Annotated in this window: 12 protein-coding genes and 2 pseudogenes; 9 read left to right on the forward strand and 5 right to left on the reverse strand. The window is 73.6% G+C overall.

Annotated features, from left to right (window positions below; translation table 11 throughout):
• Window positions 1-6 precede the first annotated feature (6 nt).
• From MICAU_RS33440 to MICAU_RS12350, 3 genes and pseudogenes are all read left to right on the forward strand, one after another.
• Window positions 7-5,487, forward strand: a pseudogene (locus MICAU_RS33440) (type I polyketide synthase); the annotation flags it as partial.
• A gap of 87 nt (window positions 5,488-5,574) precedes the next feature.
• A complete protein-coding gene (locus MICAU_RS12345) occupies window positions 5,575-6,627 on the forward strand; it encodes an ABC transporter ATP-binding protein (RefSeq protein ID WP_013285642.1) in 1,053 nt (350 codons plus the stop codon).
• Window positions 6,624-7,463, forward strand: a complete 840-nt coding sequence (locus MICAU_RS12350; RefSeq protein WP_013285643.1) for an ABC transporter permease — start codon at window positions 6,624-6,626, stop codon at window positions 7,461-7,463. Before MICAU_RS12345 ends, MICAU_RS12350 begins: the two co-directional genes overlap by 4 nt.
• 121 nt (window positions 7,464-7,584) lie before the next feature.
• Here the strand turns inward: MICAU_RS12350 and MICAU_RS12355 are convergent, their stop codons facing one another.
• On the reverse strand, window positions 7,585-10,407 hold the full coding sequence (locus MICAU_RS12355; protein ID WP_013285644.1) for a helix-turn-helix transcriptional regulator: 2,823 nt from the start codon (window positions 10,405-10,407) through the stop codon (window positions 7,585-7,587).
• Window positions 10,408-10,920: 513 nt separating this feature from the next.
• The gene (locus MICAU_RS33120; RefSeq protein ID WP_244879752.1) at window positions 10,921-11,790 is read right to left on the reverse strand and encodes a helix-turn-helix transcriptional regulator; all 870 of its coding nucleotides are present in this window, start codon (window positions 11,788-11,790) and stop codon (window positions 10,921-10,923) included.
• A gap of 274 nt (window positions 11,791-12,064) precedes the next feature.
• Between MICAU_RS33120 and MICAU_RS33125 the strand changes: the two genes are divergently transcribed.
• Window positions 12,065-12,568 carry a hypothetical protein gene (locus MICAU_RS33125; RefSeq protein ID WP_244879753.1) on the forward strand — a complete coding sequence of 168 codons (504 nt, stop codon included), beginning with the start codon at window positions 12,065-12,067 and terminating at the stop codon, window positions 12,566-12,568.
• Window positions 12,569-13,312: 744 nt separating this feature from the next.
• On the opposite strand, the pseudogene MICAU_RS33130 reads toward MICAU_RS33125, so the two are convergent.
• Window positions 13,313-13,771 (reverse strand): annotated as a pseudogene (locus MICAU_RS33130) (ATP-binding protein); the annotation flags it as partial.
• A gap of 1,274 nt (window positions 13,772-15,045) precedes the next feature.
• Here MICAU_RS33130 and MICAU_RS12365 point away from each other — a divergent pair.
• Window positions 15,046-16,422, forward strand: coding sequence for an AMP-binding protein (locus MICAU_RS12365; RefSeq protein ID WP_013285646.1), 1,377 nt, complete (start codon window positions 15,046-15,048; stop codon window positions 16,420-16,422).
• Window positions 16,423-16,464: 42 nt separating this feature from the next.
• On the opposite strand, the gene MICAU_RS12370 is transcribed toward MICAU_RS12365, so the two are convergent.
• Window positions 16,465-16,962 carry a cold-shock protein gene (locus tag MICAU_RS12370; protein WP_013285647.1) on the reverse strand — a complete coding sequence of 166 codons (498 nt, stop codon included), beginning with the start codon at window positions 16,960-16,962 and terminating at the stop codon, window positions 16,465-16,467.
• A gap of 156 nt (window positions 16,963-17,118) precedes the next feature.
• On the opposite strand from MICAU_RS12370, the gene MICAU_RS12375 reads away from it, so the two are divergent.
• A complete protein-coding gene (locus MICAU_RS12375; RefSeq protein WP_013285648.1) occupies window positions 17,119-17,781 on the forward strand; it encodes a 4'-phosphopantetheinyl transferase family protein in 663 nt (220 codons plus the stop codon).
• Here MICAU_RS12375 and MICAU_RS12380 read toward each other — a convergent pair.
• Window positions 17,778-19,190 (reverse strand): acyl-CoA synthetase, encoded by a 1,413-nt coding sequence (locus MICAU_RS12380; RefSeq protein WP_013285649.1) that lies wholly within the window; start codon window positions 19,188-19,190, stop codon window positions 17,778-17,780. The two genes, MICAU_RS12375 and MICAU_RS12380, sit on opposite strands and share 4 nt — an antisense overlap.
• 199 nt (window positions 19,191-19,389) lie before the next feature.
• Between MICAU_RS12380 and MICAU_RS12385 the strand changes: the two genes are divergently transcribed.
• The 3 genes from MICAU_RS12385 (at window position 19,390) to MICAU_RS12395 (ending at window position 22,035) form a co-directional block, all read left to right on the forward strand.
• Entirely contained in the window at window positions 19,390-20,055 is a 666-nt protein-coding gene (locus MICAU_RS12385; RefSeq protein ID WP_013285650.1) for an HAD-IA family hydrolase, read from the forward strand.
• A 304-nt stretch (window positions 20,056-20,359) separates the two neighbouring features.
• On the forward strand, window positions 20,360-21,301 hold the full coding sequence (locus MICAU_RS12390; protein ID WP_013285651.1) for an ABC transporter ATP-binding protein: 942 nt from the start codon (window positions 20,360-20,362) through the stop codon (window positions 21,299-21,301).
• Window positions 21,298-22,035, forward strand: coding sequence for an ABC transporter permease (locus MICAU_RS12395; RefSeq protein ID WP_013285652.1), 738 nt, complete (start codon window positions 21,298-21,300; stop codon window positions 22,033-22,035). The genes MICAU_RS12390 and MICAU_RS12395 overlap by 4 nt, the downstream gene beginning before the upstream one ends.
• Window positions 22,036-22,159: the final 124 nt, after the last annotated feature.

Raw genomic sequence — 22,159 nt, forward strand, 5'->3', positions numbered from 1 at the left:
CGCCCGATGACTGTTTCCCTGGACGAGGTCGTCGGCGCGCTGCGTGCGTCCCTGCTCGACAACCAGAAGCTCAAGCAGCAGAACCAGCAGCTCACCGCCGCGCTCAGCGAACCGGTGGCGATCATCGGCATGAGCTGCCGGTTCCCTGGCGGTGTCAGGTCACCCGAGCAGCTCTGGGACCTGGTGGCCGCCGGCAGCGACGCGATGTCGGCGTTCCCGGACGACCGGGGCTGGAACCTGGGCGCGCTCTACGACCCGGACCCCGACCCCGACAGCCGGGGCACGTCGTACGTGCGCGAGGGCGGGTTCCTCTACTCCGCCGGGGACTTCGACCCGGCGTTCTTCGGCATCAGCCCCCGCGAGGCACTCGCCATGGACCCGCAGCAGCGGCTGCTGCTGGAGACCGCCTGGGAGGCGTTCGAGCGGGCCGGCATCGACCCCACCCGGCTGCGCGGCGCGCCGACCGGCGTCTACGCGGCCACCAGCAGTCAGGGTGACTACGCGGCTCTGCTCACCGGGGTCACCGGCGGCGTCGAGGGCTACCTCGGCACCGGCAGCGCCGCAGCCGTGGCGAGCGGCCGGATCTCGTACGCCCTCGGGCTGGAGGGGCCGGCGGTCACCGTTGACACCGCGTGCAGCTCGTCGCTGGTCGCGCTGCACCTCGCCTGCCAGGCGCTGCGGCTGGGCGAATGCACGATGGCGCTGGTCGGCGGGGTGTCGGTGATGGCCACCCCGACCGTCTTCGTGGAGTTCTCCCGGCAGCGGGGCCTGTCCACCGACGGCCGGTGCAAGTCGTTCGCCGCCGCCGCCGACGGCACCGGCTGGTCCGAGGGGGCCGGCATGCTGCTCGTCGAGCGGCTCTCCGACGCCCGCCGCAACGGCCATCCGGTCCTCGCCGTGCTGCGCGGCAGTGCCGTCAACCAGGACGGCGCGAGCAGCGGGCTGACCGCCCCGAACGGCCCGTCGCAGCGCCGGGTGATCCGGCAGGCTCTCGCGAACGCGGGGCTGAGTGCCGACCAGGTGGACGTGGTCGAGGCGCATGGCACGGGTACCACTTTGGGTGATCCGATCGAGGCGCAGGCCCTGATCGCCACGTATGGGCAGGGTCGGTCCGCGGACCGGCCGCTCTGGCTCGGCTCGATCAAGTCGAACATCGGGCACACGCAGGCGGCGGCGGGTGTGGCCGGGGTGATGAAGATGGTGCTGGCGATGCGGCACGGGGTGCTGCCGCCCACGTTGCACGTGGACGAGCCCACCCCGCATGTCGACTGGTCGGCCGGGGCGGTGTCCCTGCTGACCGGCACGCAGCCCTGGCCGGAGACCGGGCAGCCACGCCGGGCCGGGGTCTCCGCGTTCGGGATCAGCGGCACCAACGCACACGTCGTCATCGAGCAGGCCGTCGCGACGGACACCGACGACGTCCGGCCGGCCGGTACGCCCGCCCCGCCGGCACCGTGGATCGTCTCGGCCCGCTCCGCGCCGGCCCTGGCCGGGCAGGCGCGGCGGCTGCTGGCGCATCTGGCCGATCACCCCGACCTGACCGCCGCCGACGTGGCGTACTCGCTGGTCACCACCCGGGCGGCCCTGCCGTACCGGGCAGCGGTGATCGGCGGGGACCGCGACGCGCTGCGGGCCGGCCTGCACGCGGTCGCCGAGGAGCGCGACACCCCCGGCGTGGTGCGAGGCGTGGCCCGCAGGGCCGGCAAGGTCGCGTTCCTCTTCACCGGGCAGGGTGCCCAGCGCCCCGGCATGGGCGCCGAGCTGTGCCGCCGGTTCCCGGTCTTCGCCGCCGCCTTCGACGAGGTGGCCGGGGAGCTGAACCGGCACTTGAGCCGGCCGCTGCGGGAGGTGGTCTTCGCCGGGGCCGACTCGCCCGACGCGGATCTGCTGGACCGTACCGAGTTCACCCAGCCGGCGCTGTTCGCCTACGAGGTCGCCGCATACCGGCTGGTCACCGCCTGGGGGCTACGCCCGCAGTTCCTGCTCGGCCACTCGGTCGGCGAGCTGGCCGCGGCGCACGTCGCCGGGGTGCTGTCGCTGGCCGACGCGGCGACCCTGGTGGCCGCCCGGGCCCGGCTCATGCAGCAGTTGCCGCCCGGCGGGGCGATGCTGGCGGTACAGGCGTCCGAGGCGGAGGTGGTCCCGCTGCTCGACGAGCGGGTGTCCCTGGCCGCCGTGAACGGCCCCCGGTCGGTGGTGCTCTCCGGCGACGAGGAGGCCGTGCTCGCGGCGGGGCGGCGGCTGTCTGCCGAGGACCGGCGGTCCCGTCGGCTGCGGGTCAGCCACGCCTTCCACTCCGCCCGGATGGACGCCATGCTGGCCGACTTCCGGATCGTCGCGGAGAAGGTCGCCTGGCACCCGCCGAACCTTCCGATCGTCTCCGACCGCACCGGCGAGCCGCTCACCGCCGCCCAGGCCACGGACCCGGGCTACTGGGTCGACCACGTCCGGGACACCGTCCGCTTCCACGCCGGCGTCGCCACCCTCGCCGCCGGCGGCGTCGGAACCTTCGTGGAACTCGGCCCCGACGGCGCCCTGACCGTGCTGGCCCGGGAGTGCCTGCCCGACATGGAACCGGCGGCCTTCGTGCCGCTCGCCCGCCGGGACCAGCCGGAGACGACCACGCTGCTCGCCGCGCTGGCCGCGGTCGACCTGCGCGGTGCCGGAGTCGACTGGGCGGCTCCCTTCGACGGCAGCGACGCCGCGCGCGTCGAACTGCCCACCTACGCCTTCCACCGCGAGCGCTTCTGGCCGGACCCGCCCACCGTGGATCTCGTCCCGCCCGCCGCGACCGGCGAAGACGAGGAGTTCTGGGCGGCCGTGGCGCAGGGACGACCCGCCGAGCTGGCCGCCGCGCTCGGCCTGCCCGCCGACCGGCAGGACGCGCTCGCCGACTTGCTGCCCGCCCTCGCCTCCTACCGGGACCGGCGGCGTCGCGGATCGGAACTGGACGGGCTGCGCTACCGCGCCGACTGGGAACGCGTCGACCTGTCAGCCCCTACCACGCCGGCCGGTCGATGCCTGCTGGTGGCCGGGGCAGGCACCGACGCCACCGCGGTGCTCACCGTGCTGCGCGCCGAGGGCCTGGACCCGACGCTGGTCACCGTGGGCGACGACCTGGACGCCGTGGCCCGGGCCTTGCTCGCCGACGGCACCTGGTCGGTCGTGGTCTCGCTGCTGGCGGCGGAGGAACGGGCGGCCGGCACGGGGACCGGCGCGCTCGCCGGGACAGCCGCGCTCGTGCGGGCCCTCGCCGCTGCGGGGAACGGTACGCCGATGTGGACCGTGACCCGGGGCGCGGTGGCCGTCGACGCGCACGACGCCGCTCCCGGCGTGGCCGGGGCGTACGTCTGGGGGCTGGGCCGGGTGCTGGCGCTGGAGCAGCCGCGCTTGTGGGGCGGGCTGGTCGACCTGCCGGCGGAGCCGGACGACGTCGCGCTCGCCGCGCTCGCCCGGGTCGTCGCGTCCGGCGGCGACGAGGACCAGGTGGCGGTACGCGCCGGCGGGGTGTACGCCCGGCGGCTCCACCGGGCCCCGGCCGGCGCCACCGATACGGACTGGCGGCCCCGCGGCGCGGTCCTGGTGCACGGTTCCGCGCAGGTGCGTACCCCACACCTGCTGCGCTGGCTCGCCGAGCGGGGCGCGTCGCACCTCGTCCTCGTGGGGCCGGTGGCGGACGCCGACCCGCTCGGCCCGGACGTCACCGTCACCGCCGTCGACGACCTGGACGGGCTGCCCGAGGCGCTTGACCGGCTGGCCGCCACCGGCAGCGAGATCCGTACCGTCCTGCACGTCGCCGACTCCGACGGGGCCGGCGACCCGGTGGCGGTGCTGGATCCGCACGACCTGGCCGACGCCGTGGCCGCCCGTACCACCGCGGTGGAACTGCTCGGGCGGGCCTGCGCCGGCCTACCGATCGACGAGTTCGTCGTCTTCACCTCGACGGCCGCCGTCTGGGGCAGCGGGGGAGCGGCGGTCGCCGCCGCCGTGGGCGCCGGGCTGGAGGCGCTGGCCGCCGGCTGGCGTGCCGCTGGCCGCCCGGCCACCGTCGTCGCGTGGGTGCCCTGGGCGGACGAGGTCACCGATGCGGCGCAGCTGCGCCGCCGGGGGGTCCGGCCGCTGCCCGCCGACGTGGCCCTGTCCGCGCTGGGGCAGGCCCTGGTCCGCGGCGACGACCAACTGGCCGTCGCCGACCTCGACTGGCCCGCGTTCGTGCCGGCCTTCACCGCCGTACGGCCCAGCGCGCTGCTGCGCGGCGTGCCCGAGGCGACGGCCGGTGCCGAGCCGGAGGCCGGCGATGCCGCGGCGACCGATCCCGCTCGCGCGCTGCGCGAGCGGCTGGCCGGCGTCCCGGCCGGCGACCGGCACCGGATCCTGCTGGACCTGGTCCGGGCGCGGGTGGCTACCGTCCTCGGGCACGCCTCACCCAACGCGGTCGAGGCCGACCGGGACTTCCTGGAACTCGGCTTCGACTCGCTGACCGCACTGGAGCTGCGCGACGCGCTGCGCCAGGAGACCGGGGCGGATCTGTCGACGACCCTGCTCTTCGACCACCCCACGCCTACGGCGCTGGCCGTTCACCTGATCGGCCAGCTCCTCGGCGCGGAGGCGGCCGGGGACGGCGCGGACGACGCCGGGGGATCTGCCGGGAATGGTGCCGGCGGCGGACTGCTCGGCGGGTTGTTCAACCAGCCGAAGGCGCGCGAGGACCCGGCCGGGTATGCCGAACTGCTGGTCAAGCTCGCCCAGTTCCGCCCCAGCTTCCGCGAGCCGGCGCAGCTCACCCGCCCGGCCGGCATCCTCCGGCTGGCCGAGGGCGGTGCCCGGGCGCAGTTGGTGTGCTGCTGCACGATGTCGTTGCTGTCCGGCGCGCACGAGTACGCCCGGCTGGCCGCCGGCTTCCGGGGCGTACGTGACGTGTGGGCCCTGCCCAACCCCGGGTTCGGCGCGGGCGAGGAGCTTCCCGCCGACCTCGACGCGCTGCTGCGGGTGCACGCCGACACGGTTCTGCGTACCGTCGGCGCCGGCCCGTTCGTGCTGGCCGGTCACTCCGGTGGTGCGATGGTGGCCAACCTGCTCGCCGGGGAGCTGGAACGCCAGGGCCGCCCGCCGGACGCGGTAGTGCTCATGGACACCTACCCGGCTGACAGCGAGGTGCTCGGCGGGTGGGTGCCGCAGCTTCTCGACGGGATGATCGACCGGGACACCGCGTACACGCCGATGGACGACTGGCGCACGACGGCGTGGGCGGGCTACCTGCCGCTGTTCCTGGACTGGCAGCCGACCGAGACGGCGGCGGCGACCCTGCTGGTGCGGGCCACCGAGCCGCTGGGGGAGTGGGACGGCGAACCGGACGGCTGGCGGTCGCGCTGGCCCTACCCGCACGAGGCCGTCGACGCGGCCGGCGACCACTTCAGCATGGTCGCCGACCGGGGTCCGGAACTCGCCGGCACGGTCCAGCGCTGGCTGGTCGCGCGGGGCCTGTGACCGGTTCCGCCCCTGGCGTGCCCCTAGCGCCCCCTATCGGCGCACATACATCTATCGGACCGACGTTCCAGGACGGAGCATGACGACGTGGACGAGGCAGTGGTGGTCACGGAGCTGGTCAAGCGGTACCAGCCCAACATGCCACCGGCGGTGGACGGGCTGAGTTTCTCCGTCGCCGCCGGTGAGGTCTTCGGCCTGCTCGGGCCGAACGGTGCGGGCAAGACGACGACGATCGGGGTGCTGACCACACGGGTGCGGGCCACCTCGGGCCGGGCCCAGGTGTGCGGCGCCGACGTGATCGGCTCGCCCGCCGTCGCCCGGCAGTTGCTGGCGGTCGTACCGCAGCGGGTGAACCTGGACCGGGCGCTGACCGTCCGGCAGAACCTGCTGTTCCACGCGGCCTACCACCGGGTGCCCCGGGCGCAGCGCATCCGGCGGGCGGACGAGTTGCTGGACCAGATGGGGCTCAAGGACTTCGCGAACCACCGCACCGACTTCCTGTCCGGCGGCCTCGCCCAGCGCACGATGATCGCCCGCGCGCTGATGCACTCGCCCCGGGTGCTCTTCCTCGACGAGCCGTCCGCGGGCCTCGACCCGCAGTCCCGGCTCTTCGTGCACGACCGGGTCGCCGAGCTGAAGCGGTCCGGGGTGACCGTGGTGGTCACCACGCACGACATGGACGAGGCGGAGAAGCTCTGCGACCGGGTCGGCATCGTCGACCACGGCAAGCTGCTCACCCTGGACACCCCGTCCGCGCTGACCCGTACGCTGCCGGGCAGCAGCACCCTGACCCTCGTGGTGACCCCCGGCGCCCCCGCCGAGCAGGTGCGGGCCGCGCTCGACGCGATCCCGGACGTGGAGCAGGTGGAACACTTCAAGGTGACCGCCCCGGCGCCCGTCGCCGCGCCGGCGTTCCCGGGCATGCCGGCGATGCCGATGCCCGCGCCGGCCCCCGACGCCCCCGCCGACCCGGATGCCCCGCTCTCCTTCCGGGTCTACACCAGCGGCCAGCCGGCCAACGCCATCCCGATGGCGATGAAGATCCTCGCCGACCTGGGCTGCGAGGTCCGTGACCTGAACATCGGCCAGCCCAGCCTGGAAGATGTCTTCATCCACCTGACCGGAAGGGAACTTCGGTGAGCGTCGCCGCCCCCGCCCCCCCGTCCGCGCCGTCGCCGGCCTCGTCGCCGCCGCCGGTGCGCGCGCTGGACCAGTTCGCCACGTTTCGGGCGGTGCTCTCGCGGGACCTGTTCGTCACCGGCCGGGAGCTGGTCGGCTTCCTGCTCCAGGTCTTCATCCAGCCGCTGTTCATGCTGCTGATCTTCGGCAAGGTGCTCAGCGACCTGGGCTACGCCAGCGACGACTTCTCCAACGTGCTGCTGCCCGGCGTCATCGCGCTGAACGCCTTCCTGATCGGCCTGGAGAACACCGCGCTGCCGATGATGATGGACTTCTCCTTCACCCGGGAGATCGAGGACCGCCTCCTGTCGCCCATGGCGATTCCGCTGGTGGCCCTGGAGAAGATCGTCTTCGGCGGCATCCGCGGCCTGATCGCCGGCGTGGTGCTGATCCCGGTCGGCATGCTCATGCTCGGTGTCACCTGGCCCTGGGCGGTGGTGCTCAAGGTGGTCGGGGTGTTGGCGATCGGCGCGCTGGTCGGCGCGGCGGTCGGTCTCGCCTTCGGCACCCTGGTGCCCACGCAGCACATCCAGATCATGTTCACAGTGGTGATGACCCCGATCATGTTCACCGGTGCCACCCAGTTCCCGCTGCTCGGCCTGGACTCGCTGCGCTGGTATCAGGTGATCTGTTCGCTGAACCCGCTGACCTACATCAGCGAGGCGACCCGGTCGCTCGTCGGCCCGCCGGGGGTCGAGTCGCTGCCGCTCTGGCTGTGCATGTGTGTCCTCACCGGGGTCTTCGTGGCGTTCTCGGCGATCGGCATGCGTGGCTTCATGCGCCGCGCCATGGACTGACCGGCCCGGGATGCGTCCGCCGAGGGCCCGAACCGCTTCTGCGGTTCGGGCCCTCGCTGCGTCGTCGCCGGTCGCGGTGGCTGTCGCAGGGGGCGGTTCCACCGCGCCCCTGCGACAGCCGTCAGGACGTGGCGCTCTGTGTCTCGTCGGCCAGTGTCTCGGCGTACATGACGAGCCGGGACGGGAGGTCGGTCCGGCGCTTCACGTCGAGCTTGCGGTAGACCCGGGTCAGGTGCTGCTCGACAGTGCTCACCGTGATGAAGAGCCGGCTGGAGATCTGGCGGTTGGTGTGGCCCTGTGCGGCCAGCGCGGCGACGCGCCGCTCGGCGTCACTCAGCCCGTCGTCCGGTTCCTGGAGCTCGGCGGCGGCCGGGTACGCCGGCAGTCCGCTGCCCGGCTCCCGGCGGATCAGCCGCTGAGCCAGCACCGACGCCCCGCAGTCCTGCGCGAGCTGGTAGGCGCGGCGGACGAGCAGCCGGGCGCGGGCGGAGTCTCCGGCGCGCTGGAGTGTCTGACCGGTGTCGCCGAGGGCGCGGACGAGCTCCAACCGGTCGCCGCTGGACTGGAGCAGGTTGACCGCCTCGGAGAGCAGCTTGCGCCGGTGGTCCTGGGCGGCGGTGGTGGCGAGCAGGCGCAGCGTACGGCCCCGGGTCCGGTCGTCGACCCCGTGCGGCACCCGCAACTGCTCCTGCAGGAGCTGCATCGCCTGCGTCTTGTTGCCGACGCTGAGCTGCACCCGGGCCAGCTCCAGCCGCCACGGCACCAGTCCGGCCGCGTCGATCCCCCACGTACGCATCAGCTCGCCGCAGCGCCGCAGGTCGGTGGTGGCGGCGTGCGGCCGGCGTACGGCCAGGTGGTGCCGGCCGCGTGCGGCCAGGTAGTGCAGGCCCAACGGGGTGCGGAACATGCCGGGCGGGGTCGGGTGGGCCAGCCACCGGTCGGCCTCGGCGAACCGGCCCGACTCCGTCGCGGACGCGATCAGGGTGGACAGCGGTCCGGCGATCGCCACACCCCAGGCGGGGGCGGGCATGTCTTCCAGGGCCGCACGGGCGTGGTGCTCGGCACCGGGCAGATCGCCGACGCGCAGGGCCGCCTCCGCCCGGATCGCCCGGATCACGGCCCGCCAGCCCGGCGCGTGCTGAGCCACCGGCCGGTCGAGCAGCACGTCGCCCCAGACCGCGGCCCGGTCCGACCGGCCGGCCCAGAGCAGCGCCAGCAGGGGCGCGGTCAGCAGGCCGAGGGCGCCGTCGTCCGTGTGGTGGCGCTGCAGGATCTGCTCGGCGGTCGTCACCGTGTCGTTGTCGGCGGTCGGCGTCAGCGCGGCGCCGAGCACCGTGACCGCCTGCAGGAGCGGGCTGACGGTGGTCGGGGCGCCGGCCGCGCGGCTCCAGGTGGCCGGGGTCTGCCGCACGTTCGCCAGGTGGTCCGGGTGGGAGAGGGAGATCAGAAGCTGCATGATCCGCAGGCGGCCGGGCGGGGCGGCCGGGCCCTGCTCCTCGTCCGCCGAGAAGCCGCTGACGGCCTCGGCAGCCTCATCGATGCGGCCCTGCCAGAGCAGGTACGGCACGGCGGAGAGGCTCGCATCGGTGGACCAGCCGGCGGCCCGCGCCGTCTGCACCAGCTCCGTCAGCTGCCCGTTCACCGTCAACGGGTTGATCTGCCAGCGGGCATTCACCAGCATCTCGGTGGTGGCGGTGCGTTGCTGCTCGTCCACCGGCGCGCGGGCGAGCAGCCGCAGGCAGGCTGTCGCCACGTCGGGCCGGCCCGACGAGAGCGCGTGACCGGCGGCGTCCTGGAGCACCGGCACCCTCCAGCCGGTCACCGCCGCACCGGCGGCAACGAGGTGCTCGGCGACCACGCTCGCCTCGGCGCCGCGGTCGTGCAGCACCTCGGCGGCCCGCTGGTGCAGGCTGCGCCGCTCGTCGGCCGACATGTCAGCCAGGATCGAGCGCAGGATGCGCGAGTGGCGTAGCTGGTCGCACTCCATCAGGCCCGAGGTACGCAACACCCGTACCGCCGGGACCGTGGTCGCGGGCATCACGTCGAGGAGGTGGCCGAGCAGTTCGGTCGACGCGGGCCGGTCGAGCACGGCGAGCGCCTGGGCCACCCGGCGTACCCCGGGCTCGTGGCGGTAGAGGCACCCGAGCACGGCCTGGTCGAACGCGCCACCGACGGACGGAACGTCGTGGTCGCTGCCCTCGCCACCGGCCCGTTCGTCGAGCAGCGCCCGGGTGAGCAGCGGATTGCCTCCGGTCATCCGGACGTAGTGTTCCGCGGTCGCGCGGGTGTCGGCGTCGTCGACGGCGCCCTCGACCAGCCGGGCGACGGCGTCGACGGTCAGCGGTGGCAGGCCGATCCGGGAGAAGTGCGGCTGGCTGAGCAGCTCGGCGCGGAACAGCGGGTGCGGCGGGCGCAGCGTCGACGCCTCCGCGAACACGACCATGATCCGGGCGTGGCGCAGCCGCCGGGTCACGTAGAGAAGGCAGTGCAGCGAGGCCGGGTCCGCGTGGTGCACGTCGTCGACGAGGAGGACCAGGGGCCCGTTGGCAGTCAGGTCGATCAGGGTGGTGAAGAGGCCGTGCAGCAGGGGTGCCCAGGCCCGGTCTCCGTCGGACGCCTCGCCGCCGACTTCGGGCAACGGCACCGCGGAGGTGGCGTCGCGCAGCAGCTTCTCGACGTGGGCGGCGGTCTCCGGGGCGAGTCGTGCACTGTGGAACAGCTGCCCGACGACTCCCAGGTGGAGACCGCGCTCCGCCCGCGAGCCGGTCGCGCTCATCACCTGCCCGCGGGAGCCGGCCGTCCACTCGCCGAACGACTCCAGCAGGCTGGTCTTGCCGCTGCCCACGGCACCGGTGACCAGCGCGACGTGTCCGCGCTGCTGCTCCTCGCACGCGTGGAACACGCGCCGCAGACGGGTGATCTGTTCCTCTTGCTGAACCAACACCTGCGCGTAAGCCCTCCTTGTACGCGGCGCGGGCCTGGAAACGCCGGTGCGGCCCGACACCGCCACCCCTGCCGGAGACAGCCGCCCCTCCGCCCGCGTCTCGACGGGTAGGGGTGGAGCGCGCCGGGCGGCCACGCCGGGTGGACCTGAAATCCTTCGTCGGACCGGTCTTCTTGCCGTACGGTCCGCGTGTCGAGGCGAGTCTGGCACCGGCATGATGGTGCGACAACGGGCGTGAGACCCCATCGTTTCGCACCCAAACCTGCGGCCCCAGAAGGCATTTAGGGGTTGCGCGACTCGGGGTGAGGGGTGTTGGAGCCGATCGGCCCGGGGGAGGCGACACGCCGGTGAGCGGCCGGTGTCGGGGCGTACGGCTTGATGGTGCCACACCGCGACTCCCGGCGCACGCCTGGTGGTACCCACAGTGGTGGTGAGCAGACTCTTCGCGACGGCCGGCGAGGGCGACGGTCGCGTGACACCCGGTGGCTGTTCCGTGCGTAAGCCCGATCGGGATCAGCGCGGCCGAGGGCCGGACGGACGGCCGCCCGGGGGGTCCGTGCCCCGCGTCAGCGGATCCAGCACCGTCGTACCGGGGCGGTCGAACCGCAGCCGTCCGGCGAGTTCGCTGCGCGAGTTGACGTCCAGCTTCCGGTAGATGCGCGTCATTCGCTGTTCGATCGCGCTGACCGTCAGGAAGAGCTTCTCGGCGATCTCACGATTGGTGTGACCCTGGGCGGCCAGGGTGGCCATCCTGGATTCGGTGTCCGTCAGGCCCTGGACCACGACCGCCGCACCCGCCCGGCCGCCGGTGGCACCGTCTCTGGTGGACAGGGCGCTGGGCCACAACGTCGGGATGCCGCACTCCTCTGCGAGAGCCCGGGCCGACCGGGTCGCGGCGCGGGCCTGCCGCCGGTCGCCGGCCTGCTCGTAGGCGTGACCGAGGTCGGCAAGGTTGTGCGCCAGTTCCATCCGGTCGCCGCACTGCCGCAGCAGCCGTACGGCGCTGCGCAGGTGCGGGATCCGTTCCTGTCCCTCCTCGGTCGCGGCCAGAACCCGCAGGGCCGCGGCCCGGTACCGGACATGGACGGGCCGCAGCCGGGCCAACTCGTCGCGCACCAGCTTGCGCGCCTGCTGACGGCGGCCCATCCGGAGCAGTGCCCGAGCCGACTCGGTGCGCCACGGCACCAGGCCCGAGAAGTCCAGCCGCCACCGCTGCATCAGCTGCCCGCAGAGCTGGAAGTCGGCCAGCGCGGCCTCGGGGCTTCCCGCGGCGAGGGCGTGCGTCCCGCGGGCGTGCAGGTAGTGCAGCCCGAGCGGGGTCTCGAAGATCGCCGGCGGCACCGGCACCTGAAGGCAGGCGGCCGCCGTGTCGAGCTGGTCCATGAAGGTCAGGGCCCGTATCCGGACGGCGAGAGGTATCCCGATCACCACCCCCCAGCCTTTCGGCGAGAGCTGCCCCAGTGCCTCGTCGGCCAGCTTGCCGGCGCGGGGGAGGTCGCCGAGCCGGCCGGCGACGGCGGCCCGCAGGGCGGTGAGCGTAGCCGAGGGGGTGGTGTGGGGTGGCGAGGTGGCGGTCCAGCCGGTCGCACCAGTCGTCGGCCAGGTCGAGCCGGTCGGCGTAGATCATGGCGATGAGGGCGCAGATGACCCTCCACATGTGCGGTTCGTCGTCCGGCCCGGTGGTCGACAGTGTCCGCTCGGCCGCCTCGACCACGCCCGCGTCACCCCGGGCCAGCACGCCGGACAGCAGGATGACTCCGCTGAGCCCGTGCTTGACCCGGGCCAGCGTGAGCGGATCCCGCGCGGCCACGGCGGGCGCGGGCCGGTCGACCATGACCCCGGGATAGAGCGTCGAGATCCAGCCGGTGATGACGAGCAGCTCGGCCGCGGACTGCGGATCGGCGGGATCCGACCGCTCGCTCAGGTGCCTGACCAGGTCGACGGCCTTGTCGATCTCACCGTGCCAGAGGAGGTACTGGATGGGGCCGGCGGCCTGTTGGCTGCCGAGGTGCCCGGCCCGGATGGCGGTGGCGACGCTGACCAGGTGGGGGATCGTGGCCTGCGGGTCGAGTCGCCACTCGGCGCGCGCCAGCGCGGAGCGGATCCGCGCCCGCAGACACTCGCCGACGCCACTGCGGTGCGCCCGGCGCAGGTACCGTAGGGCGGTCTCCACCTCGCCGTCGAGCAGCGCCTGCTCGCCGGCGTCCAGCAGGGTCTGCGCCATCCAGGGTTCGGCCAGCTCGCCGATGTCCACCAGGTGCGGCGCGATCCGGGCCGGGGGCGCGCCGTCGTCGTGCAGCAGGCGGGCTGCTCCCAGATGCAGCCGTACGCGTTCCTCGGCGGTCATCCCGTCGATCACGGCCTGGGTCACCGCCGGATGGCGCAACCCCTGTTCGTCGATCAGCCCCGCGCTGGTCGACTTGTCGACAGCGCCCAGCGCGGGGTGCAACCGGGCGTCGACGAGATGCGGCAGCAGGCTGCCGTGCAGCGGCTCGCCGGTCACGGCGAGCACCCGGGCGGCGTTGAGCACCAGGCGGTCGCAGCGGTACAGGCAGCTCAGCACGGCCTCCCGGAACGACTCGCCGACCGCCGGGGCGTCGGCGGACCGTGGCGCGGCTGCCTGGTCATCGGCGAGCGCATGCACCAGGAGCGGATTCCCGCCGCTGATCCGGTGGCTCTCCTCGGCGATGCTGCGGGCGAGCGGGATGTCGAGCCGCTGGGCGAGCAGCTGGAACGTCCCCTCGGCGGTGAGCAGCGGCAGGCGGATGCGGTGCAGCTTCGCCGGTTGCAGCATCTCGGCGTGCACGTCCGCCTGCCACGGCCGGGTGCGTGGCGCCTCCGTCAGGACCATCAGCACGGGCAGGCCGGAGAGCCGCCGGGCCACGTAATCGAGACAGCGCAGCGACGGCACGTCCGCGTGGTGGATGTCGTCCACCACGATGACCAGCGGCCCCCGCGAGGTCAGTTCGAGCAGGGCGCGCCCGATGGCGGCGGTGAGCCGGGCGTTCTCCGCGTCCGCCGGATCGGCGTCGCTCCATGCGAGGGCGCCCGCGTCCAGCAGCCGGGCGAGGCGGGCCCGGATGTCGGGGGCGTCCGCGGCGCACGACGGCACCGCGCGGACGAGCTGCCGGACGACCTCCAGCGGTACGCTGCGCTCCGCGCGGGAGGCGCTCGCGCCGATGACCCGTGCTCCGGCGTCGCAGGCGCGCCGGGCGAAGGTCTGTGAGAGCGCGGTCTTGCCGGAGCCGACCGGGCCGGTCAGCACGGTCACCGGCCGGTCGGTCGGCGAGGTGCCGCCGCGGAGCAGGTCTGCGAGTCGGCGCTCCAGCAGGCCGAGCTGGCTTGAACGCTCGGTCAGCTCCATCACCGCCCCCTCCGGGGGAGGGCCGCGTGCCCGGTGCGGCCCGACAGCTCGACCAAATTGGAGACCGGCAATTCTTGACCCATTCCATTATCGGCAAGTATCGACGGGTGTCGAGCTTTGCCGGTGCGCCATCGACCGACTTGACCGGTTGGCTGCTGCGAGCCGTGTTCCCGTGTGCGTCGGCGATAATTCCCCAGCTCTCGCGGGGTCGACACTTCCTATCGACCTCCTTGATGGTGGGAGTATGGCAGTTGGGCAATTGGGCGGCAAGCCGAGTTGTGTAAAGGATGAGCAAACATGGGTTACTTGTCTCGGGTGACCCGGACCGGGGGTGGCGACGGAAAGTCGCCGGCTGGTCCCGTACCGTGACAGAGCGCTCCCATGAGCCGATGGTTCCGCTTATTCGGCCCGCCTGATGATTGGCGAATGGGCTTTTCCGTGCTAATCCGGCGTCCGGGCGTTGCCGGTCGCTCTCGCCGAGGTGTTCGAAGCCGCCCGCGGTTGCGGCGTGCGGAGACGTCGAGCTGGGCGTCATCGTCGTTGAACTCGGCGTTCGTGACCCCGCCCGTGCCGATCCCGGCGCGGGCGGGCCTGGTGCCGGAAGCTGGTGTGGAGGTGTCGTCCGCCCCCGGGGTGGGGCTGCGGGGCCTGGTCGGGCCTCCGGCAATTGCCGGAGGCGCTCGATTGTTGCGATGTAAGGCATTGATGCCGGAACTGCGATCGATGCCTGTCCGATCCTGCCGGCGGTCGAGGCTTGGTGTGCGTCGGCGGGCCACGATTCGGACGTTTGGGAGATTCTGCGATTATGTATGAAAAGGAATTATGCGTCCGAGTGTCCTGTTGGTTGCGGAGGTCTGCGGTCCCATTCGGCCTGAAGGCTGATCTCATGCGGGACGCGTCAATGCGATAAAGTCGTGACGGCGAGTTGCCGGGCATTGAGAAAGACGTTTTCCGATCGGTTTTCGCTCGCTGAAGACAAATGCGGTCTCTGTATTGTTCGCCGAGCCGGAGTGAGCGCTCGGGCCGGCCGTTGTGTCCGGACGGCCGGGATCCGGTCCTAGCTGGCCAGTAGGCCCGGACAGGGGGATTCGGACTCGGCGGCTAGGGGTTGTGCCCGACGATAGCCCGGCCCTAATTTCGGGGCACCCGGTCTCCACCGTCTGGATAGCCGGACATGGGGCCGTGCAGGCCCGAGACCTGAAGGGTTCTGTGGCCGTCGTGATGTCCCAGCTGCCGCCGCGACTCGTTGCCGCCCCGCGCAGGGGATAGCGGAGATGACACTGCTGCCGGTGCTGCGTGGATTCGGTGCGGATCGGGCCGACGCGGTCACGGTGGCCGGAAAAGCCCTCTCCAGCGAGGCCCTGCTGGGCTGCGTCACCGCCGTCGCTGATCGGATCAGGGGCGCGACCGCGGTCGCGGTCGACGGCACACCGACGCTGGAAGCGGTGGTCGGAATGCTCGGCGCCCTCCTCGCCGGGGCGCCGCTCGTACCGCTGCCTCCCGGCGCCGACGAACGCGAACGCCGCCGCATCCTGCGGCAGTCCGGAGCGACGGTGATCCTCGGCCGTGCCCCGTCCGGGGCCGACGGCCTGTCCACGATCCCGGTCGACCTGCGAGAACACGCCTCGACGCGGCACCCCGAGCCCGCCCCGGGCAGCGACGCCGTCATCCTCTACACCGGTGGCGCATCAGGGCCGCCACGAGGGGTGCGCATCTCGCGCCGCGCCATCGCCGCCGACCTCGACCTTCTGGCCCGTGCGTGGCACTGGAGCGAGGAGGACGTGGTCGTCCAGGGCACCCCGCTGTTCCGGGCGTACGGTCTGGTCGTCGGCCTGCTCGGCGCACTGCGGGCCGGAAGCCGTTTCGTCCACCTCGATGACGCCGGCACCGCCGGGCCGGTCGGCTCCATGCACCTGGCGTCGCCCGACCAGTGGGCGAGGATAGCGCTGGACGGCCACCGGGCCCGGCCGCTGTCCGCGGCGCGGATCCTCGTTTCCGCGGACGGTCCGCTGGCCCGCGCCGTGGCCGAGCGGCTCCGACTGCTCACCTCGCACCGGCCGGTGCAGGCCTACGGCACCACCGAGACGCTCGTCGCGCTGACCGGGCGGGCCGGCGACCGTTCGGTTCCGGGCGCTGTCGGCACCCCCCTGCCCGGCGTCGAGACGCGCGTGCTGGACCGCGAGGACCGGCCGGTGCCGGCCGACGGCCAGTCGGCGGGCGAGCTGAGCGTCTGCGGGCCGACGCTGTTCAGCGGGTACGTCGGCGGGCGGAGCCTCGCCGCCGGTCGCTGGCACGCCACCGGGGACCTGGCCAGCGTGGCCCCCGACGGCACGTACCGGATCATCGGGCGGTGCGGGCTCGACGTGGTGCACAGCCGGGGCCGGCGAATGCCCACCGGGCAGATCGAGGAGGCGTTGCTGAGTCACCCCGGCGTGCGCGACGCCGCCGTCGTCGGCACGCCGCACCACGCGCTCGGCGAGCAGGTCACCGCCTACGTCGTCGCCGAGGGGGTGACCGCGCAGGTGCTCATCGACCACGTCGGCCGGTACCTCTCGGCGGGCCAGCGCCCCCGGCGGGTGCACTTCGTCGACGAGCTGCCGCGCAGCGCCTTCGGGCGGATCAGGAAGTCCCTGCTGATCGCCCGCGGCTGAGCCGGCCGGACAGCGGGCGGCGGTGACCCGCCCCCGCCACGGTCAGCCCTCCACCCAGCCGTGCCGCCGGGCCAGCTCCAGCATCCTCGCACGTACCGCCACGATCTGCGCTCCGGTCAGGTCCGACACGGAGGTCACCAGCGCCTCGGTGGTCTCCGCGGAGAAGGCCCGCTCGGAGAGGACGTCGCACAGGCCCTCGTCCTCCTCCGCGCCGCCCGTGGCCTGCCCGCTGTCCCTGCTGCGCCCGCCGCCGACCGTGACGCCGGCCCGGGCGGACAGCCCGGCACCGGCCGCCGGGACGCGATCCGCACCCGGGGCGACGCCGGACACCCGCACCAGCACGGCCTTGGGCCCGCGCTCGGTCTCCACCGCGTCGTACTCGACCGGGACGCCGGGCGTCAGTGCCCACTTGTCGCCGTCGAGCATGTTCGCGTGCACGAACACGTCGTCGCTGCCGTCGTCCGGGGCGATGAACCCGTAGCCCCGCACCTCGTCGAACCGCACCACTTTGCCAGTAAGCATCGCCATTCCCGCGTCCATCCGCCCCAAATCCAGGTGCCCCGCCCGCAGGACCGGGACGGCGCCCAGAGTGGCACCTGTCCCGTGCAGGCCGGCACCCGTACCCGACCCCTATGGTGCACCTATCGCCGAGGCCCGCCGCGGCGAGGGGTGCCGCAGCGCCTACCATCGGCCAACGTGATCGAGCAGATCCTGCCCCCCACCGTGGCGGTGTCCGAGTCCTTCACCGATCCCGCCGGCGTGACCCTGTTCCCCGAGGAGGAGGCGCTGGTGGCACGGTCGGTGGAGAAACGCCGCCGGGAGTTCACCACAGTGCGGCACTGCGCCCGGTTGGCCCTCGGCGAGCTGGGCCTCGCCCCGGCGCCGATCGTCTCCGGCGCACGCGGTGCCCCGCTCTGGCCGGACGGCGTGGTCGGCAGTATGACGCACTGCGATGGCTACCGGGCGGCGGTCGTCGGCCGTACGGCGGCGTTCGCCAGCCTCGGGGTGGACGCCGAGCCGCACGCCCCGCTGCCCGACGGGGTGCTTGGAGCGATCGCCCTGCCGGCCGAACGGTCGCGCACCGTCACGCTGGGCGCGGTCCGCCCCGCCGTCTGCTGGGACCGCCTGTTGTTCAGCGCCAAGGAGGCGGTGTACAAGGCGTGGTTCCCGCTCACCGGCCAGTGGCTGGACTTCTCCGAGGCGGACATCGTGTTCGACCCGGCCGGCACGTTCGAGGCCCGGCTGCTGGTGCCCGGTCCGGTGTTCGGCGGGGCCGAGGTGCGGGCGTTCGCGGGCAGGTTCCTGGTCGAGCAAGGGCTGGTGGTCACCGCGGTCAGCATCCCGGCGGTCGCGTCCTAACCGTCTGCGCTGAGCCGCGTCTTCTGCACCTTGCCCAGGGCGTTGCGGGGCAGGGCGTCGACAAGGCGCACCTCGCGTGGTCGCTTGTGCGCCGAAAGGTGCCGGGCCACGAAGTCGATCAGCTCGGCCTCGCCCACCCCGTCGCCCACCACGTACGCGGTGACCTGCTGACCGAGGTCGGGGTGCGGGGTGCCCACCACGGCTGCCTCACGGACCCCCGGGTGCGTCAGCAGGGCGTCCTCCACCTCGCCGGCGCCGATCCGGTAGCCACCGCTCTTGATCAGGTCGGTCGACGCCCGGCCGACGATCCGGTGCCAGCCGTCCGGGTCGACGGTGGCGACGTCCCCGGTGCGGAACCAACCGTCCGGGGTACGGCTCGCCGCGTCGGCGTCCGGACGGTTGAGGTAGCCGTCGAACAGCGTGGGGCCGGTGACCTGAAGCTCGCCCATCGTCGCCCCGTCGGCCGGGAGCGGGGTGCCGTCGTCGCCGACCAGCCGCGTACGGACCCCGGGCAGCGCCAGCCCGACGGTGCCGGGCCGGCGTGGGCCGTCCGTCCGGGCGCTCACAGTGATCAGGGTCTCGGTCATCCCGTACCGCTCGACGACCCGGTGACCGGTGAGGGTGGCGAGGTCGGCGAAGACCGCCGCCGGCAGCGCCGCGCTGCCCGAGACCAGCAGCCGCGCCGGACGCAGCGCCCGGGCCGCGTCCGGGTCGGCGGCGATTCGGGACCACACCGTCGGCACCCCGAAGTACATGGTGCCGTTGGCGGCGGCGTACCGGTCGGGGCGGGGGCGGCCCACGTGGTGCAGCCGGCCGCCCAGCCGCAGTGGTCCGAGCACGCCGAGCACCAGCCCGTGCACGTGGAACAGCGGCAGGCCGTGCACCAGCAGGTCGTCCGGCGTCCATGCCCAGGCGTCGGCCAGCCCGTCGAGGCAGGCGGCGATCGCGCGGCGGGAGATCACGGCGCCCTTCGGGGCGCCGGTGGTGCCGCTGGTGTAGAGGATCACCGCGGTGCAGGCCGGATCCGGCTCGGGGTGGACGGTGTCCGACCGGCGGGTCAGGTCGACGGGTACGACGGGCCGGCCGGCGTCACCGACGGTGCGTTCCGCGCCGGCCGGGGCCAGCAGCGCCGTCGCGCCCGAGTCGCGCAGGATGTGATCGCGCTCCATCGGCCCGGCGTCCGGCGGGATCGGCACGACCGCCGCCCCGGCCGTCAGCGCGCCCACCACGCCGACCACGGTCTCCAGGGTGGCGGTGGCCTCGATCGCCACCCGGTCGACGCCGCGCAGCTCGTCGGCCACCGCCGTGGCAAGGCGGCGAAGCTCCACCCAGGACACCGCCCGGCCGTCGACCCGGATCGCGTCCGGGTGCTCGTCGGTGCCCTTCGTCAGCCAGCCCAGCAGCGGCATGGTGCGATCCTCTCAGCGGCCCGGTCCGAGCCCTGCCGGGGGCCGCGACGCCGGTAGGGTCGTGGGGTACCGCCGGATCCGGGTGGGCGAGTGCGCCGCGCCGGTGGGCCGGGAGAACGGTCCTGACCGTAGTCGGGGGTCTCCGCGGCCTGCCACCCCTACCGGCCGTGGCGGTCGTGCGGGCGGGGAGGTGACATCGGTGGTCGCGAGGGCGACGGCGGCACCCGACGGTGTCCGGGCGGTGGTGCTCGACCTCGACGGGGTGCTGGTCGACAGCCTCGCCGTGGCCAGAGAGGCGTTCGCCCTCGCCTACGCCGAGGTGGTCGGCGACGGCATGGCCCCGGTCGAGGAGTACTGCCGCCACCCGGGCCGGTACCTGCCGGAGGTGCTGGAGCTGATGGGTCTGCCAGCGGCGCTCGCCGAGCCGTTCGTGCGGGAGAGCAACCGCCTTGCACACCGGGTCAGCCCGGTCGTCGGCGCGGCGGAGCTGCTGCGCACCCTGCGTCGGCGGGGGATCGGGCTCGCCGTGGCCACCGGCCGCAGCGGCGTACGCGCCCGGGACCTGCTCGGCCGGCTCGACCTGTTGCCGCTCGTCGACCACGTGGTGGGCTCGGACGAGGTGCCCCGCCCGAAGCCCGCGCCCGACATCGTACGGCGGGCGCTGCACCTGCTCGGGGCCCGGCCCGCGGAGGCGCTGATGGTCGGCGACGCGCCCAGCGACCTGGCCAGCGCGCGGGCGGCCGGGGTGACGGCGGTGGCCGCGCTGTGGGGCGAGTCCGACGAGGAGACGCTGCGCACGGCCGGCCCGGACGTCGTTCTGACCCGGCTCGACGAGTTGCTGCCGCTGTGCCCGGCACGGCGGTGACGAGCCACACCGGATCCGTGGGCGAGAAGCCGCCCGGAGCCGCCGCCCGCCCGGACGGACGCACGGACACTTGGCGTGACCGGGCGACACCCCTGTCGCCGGGCGGCACCCCTGTGGAGGATCGTTCCCCGACATCGACACCCCCGATTCGTCACCCGATCAGTTGATCGGCGCATCGGTTGCGCGGATGATGTCGGGCGTCGGTCGGCCCGGGTCCGGCCCGTTCCCGCGAACCGACGCCGCGATCAGCCGAGGGGTCCGCCCTTTCCGACGGCAAACCGCACATGAAGGAGGACCACCCCAGATGCCGGTCATCGAGGTCGATCATCTGCAGAAGCGGTACGGCGAGAAGGTCGCGGTCGACGACGTTTCCTTCACCGTCGAGCAGGGCGAGATCTTCGGCGTCCTCGGCCCGAACGGCGCCGGCAAGACGACCACGGTGGAGTGCGTGCAGGGGTTGCGCCGTCCCGACGGCGGGACCGTCCGGGTGTTCGGGCTGGACCCGGTGCGCGACCGCACCGAGGTGCGCCAGCGCGTCGGCGCCCAGCTCCAGGAGAGCCAGCTGCCGGACAAGGTGCGGGTGCGGGAGGCGCTGGACCTGTACCGGTCCTTCTACCGCAACCGGGCCGACATCGACGAGCTGCTGACCGACCTCGGCCTGGCCGAGCAGCGCAACACCTATTTCCAGAAGCTCTCCGGCGGGCAGAAGCAGCGACTGTCGGTGGCCCTGGCGCTGGTGGGCAGGCCGGAGATCGCCATCCTCGACGAGCTGACCACGGGCCTCGACCCGCAGGGCCGCCGGGACACCTGGGATCTCGTCGAGCGGATTCGCGACCGCGGCGTCACCGTCGTGCTGGTCACCCACTTCATGGAGGAGGCGCAACGACTCTGTGACCGGATCGCGATCATCGACAAGGGGCGGGTGGTGGCCATCGACAGCCCCGCTGGTCTGCTCGCCCGCGTCGGCAGCGAGCACCGGGTGCACTTCCGCCCGGCGGAGCCGGTCGAGGACGCCCTGCTGCTCGCCTCGCCCGACGTGACCGGGGTCAGCCGCTACGGCGCGGAGGTGACGGTGACCGGCACGAAGGACGTGCTCCAGTCGGTCCTGTCGGTGCTCAACGGGCGCGGAACAACCTACACGGACCTGCGGGTCGAGCAGCCCAGCCTCGACGACGCCTTCGTCGCCCTGACCGGCCGTGGCGGCCGGACCGCCGCGCAGTCCCCGACCGACGGGAGGTCGTCGTGAGCGCCCTGTCCAAGCTGATCGCCGTCGAGACGAAGCTGTTCCTCCGGGAGCCCGTGTCGTTGTTCTTCGTCTTCGCCCTGCCGATCGGCCTGATGCTCGTCTTCGGCCTGCCGCAGCGTGCCGGTACGGCCGCCGACACCGGGCAGCACGCCGAGCAGACGTTCCTGCCGTCGCTCGCGCTGGCTCTCACCATCGGCATGCTCGCGCTCTTCACCCTGCCGATGGCGCTGGGCATCTACCGGGAACGCCGGATCCTGCGCCGTCTGGCGACGACCCCGGTGCAGCCCGCGCTGCTGCTGGTCGCCCAGGTCGTGGTCAACCTCGTGATGGGCGTGCTCGGTGCGGTGGTCACCGCGATCGCCGTGCGGTTCCTGCTGGACCAGCCGGCGCCGGCCAACCTGCCCGGGTTCGTGCTGGCCTTCCTCCTCGGGGTCGCGTGTCTGTTCGCCGTCGGCCTGCTGATCGCGGCGCTGGCGCCGTCGGCCAGGGCGGCACAGTCGATCGGCCCCGCGCTGTTCTTCCCGCTGCTCTTCCTGGCCGGTGCCTGGTTGCCCCGCGACCGGATGCCGAGTGCCCTGGCCGTCGTCGCCGACTACTCGCCGCTCGGCGCGACGGTCGACACCATCGGCGCGGCGTGGGCGGGCGCCGACCCCGAACTGCCGCAGCTGATCGCCCTGGCCGTCACGGCCGCCGTCGCCTCCCTGGGGGCGACGCGGTTCTTCCGCTGGGAGTGAGCCCCGCCGCCCGACAGGGCTGCTCTGGGTATCGTCGCTGCCCAGGGCGCATCTAGGGGTGCGCTAAGGGTGCCGGCGAAATGTGATCTGCACTACGTTCGGTTCACCCGGCATCGGGTGTCGT

Source organism: Micromonospora aurantiaca ATCC 27029, from assembly GCF_000145235.1.
GTDB classification, from domain to species: domain Bacteria; phylum Actinomycetota; class Actinomycetes; order Mycobacteriales; family Micromonosporaceae; genus Micromonospora; species Micromonospora aurantiaca.

Excerpts from the sequence above, each read along its gene's own strand:
- MICAU_RS33120 (WP_244879752.1), bottom strand. The coding sequence starts at position 11,790 with ATGGACCAGCTCGACACGGCGGCCGCCTGCCTTCAGGTGCCGGTGCCG.
- MICAU_RS12390 (WP_013285651.1), top strand. The coding sequence starts at position 20,360 with ATGCCGGTCATCGAGGTCGATCATCTGCAGAAGCGGTACGGCGAGAAG.
- MICAU_RS12380 (WP_013285649.1), bottom strand. The coding sequence starts at position 19,190 with ATGCCGCTGCTGGGCTGGCTGACGAAGGGCACCGACGAGCACCCGGAC.
- MICAU_RS12365 (WP_013285646.1), top strand. The coding sequence starts at position 15,046 with ATGACACTGCTGCCGGTGCTGCGTGGATTCGGTGCGGATCGGGCCGAC.
- MICAU_RS12370 (WP_013285647.1), bottom strand. The coding sequence starts at position 16,962 with ATGGACGCGGGAATGGCGATGCTTACTGGCAAAGTGGTGCGGTTCGAC.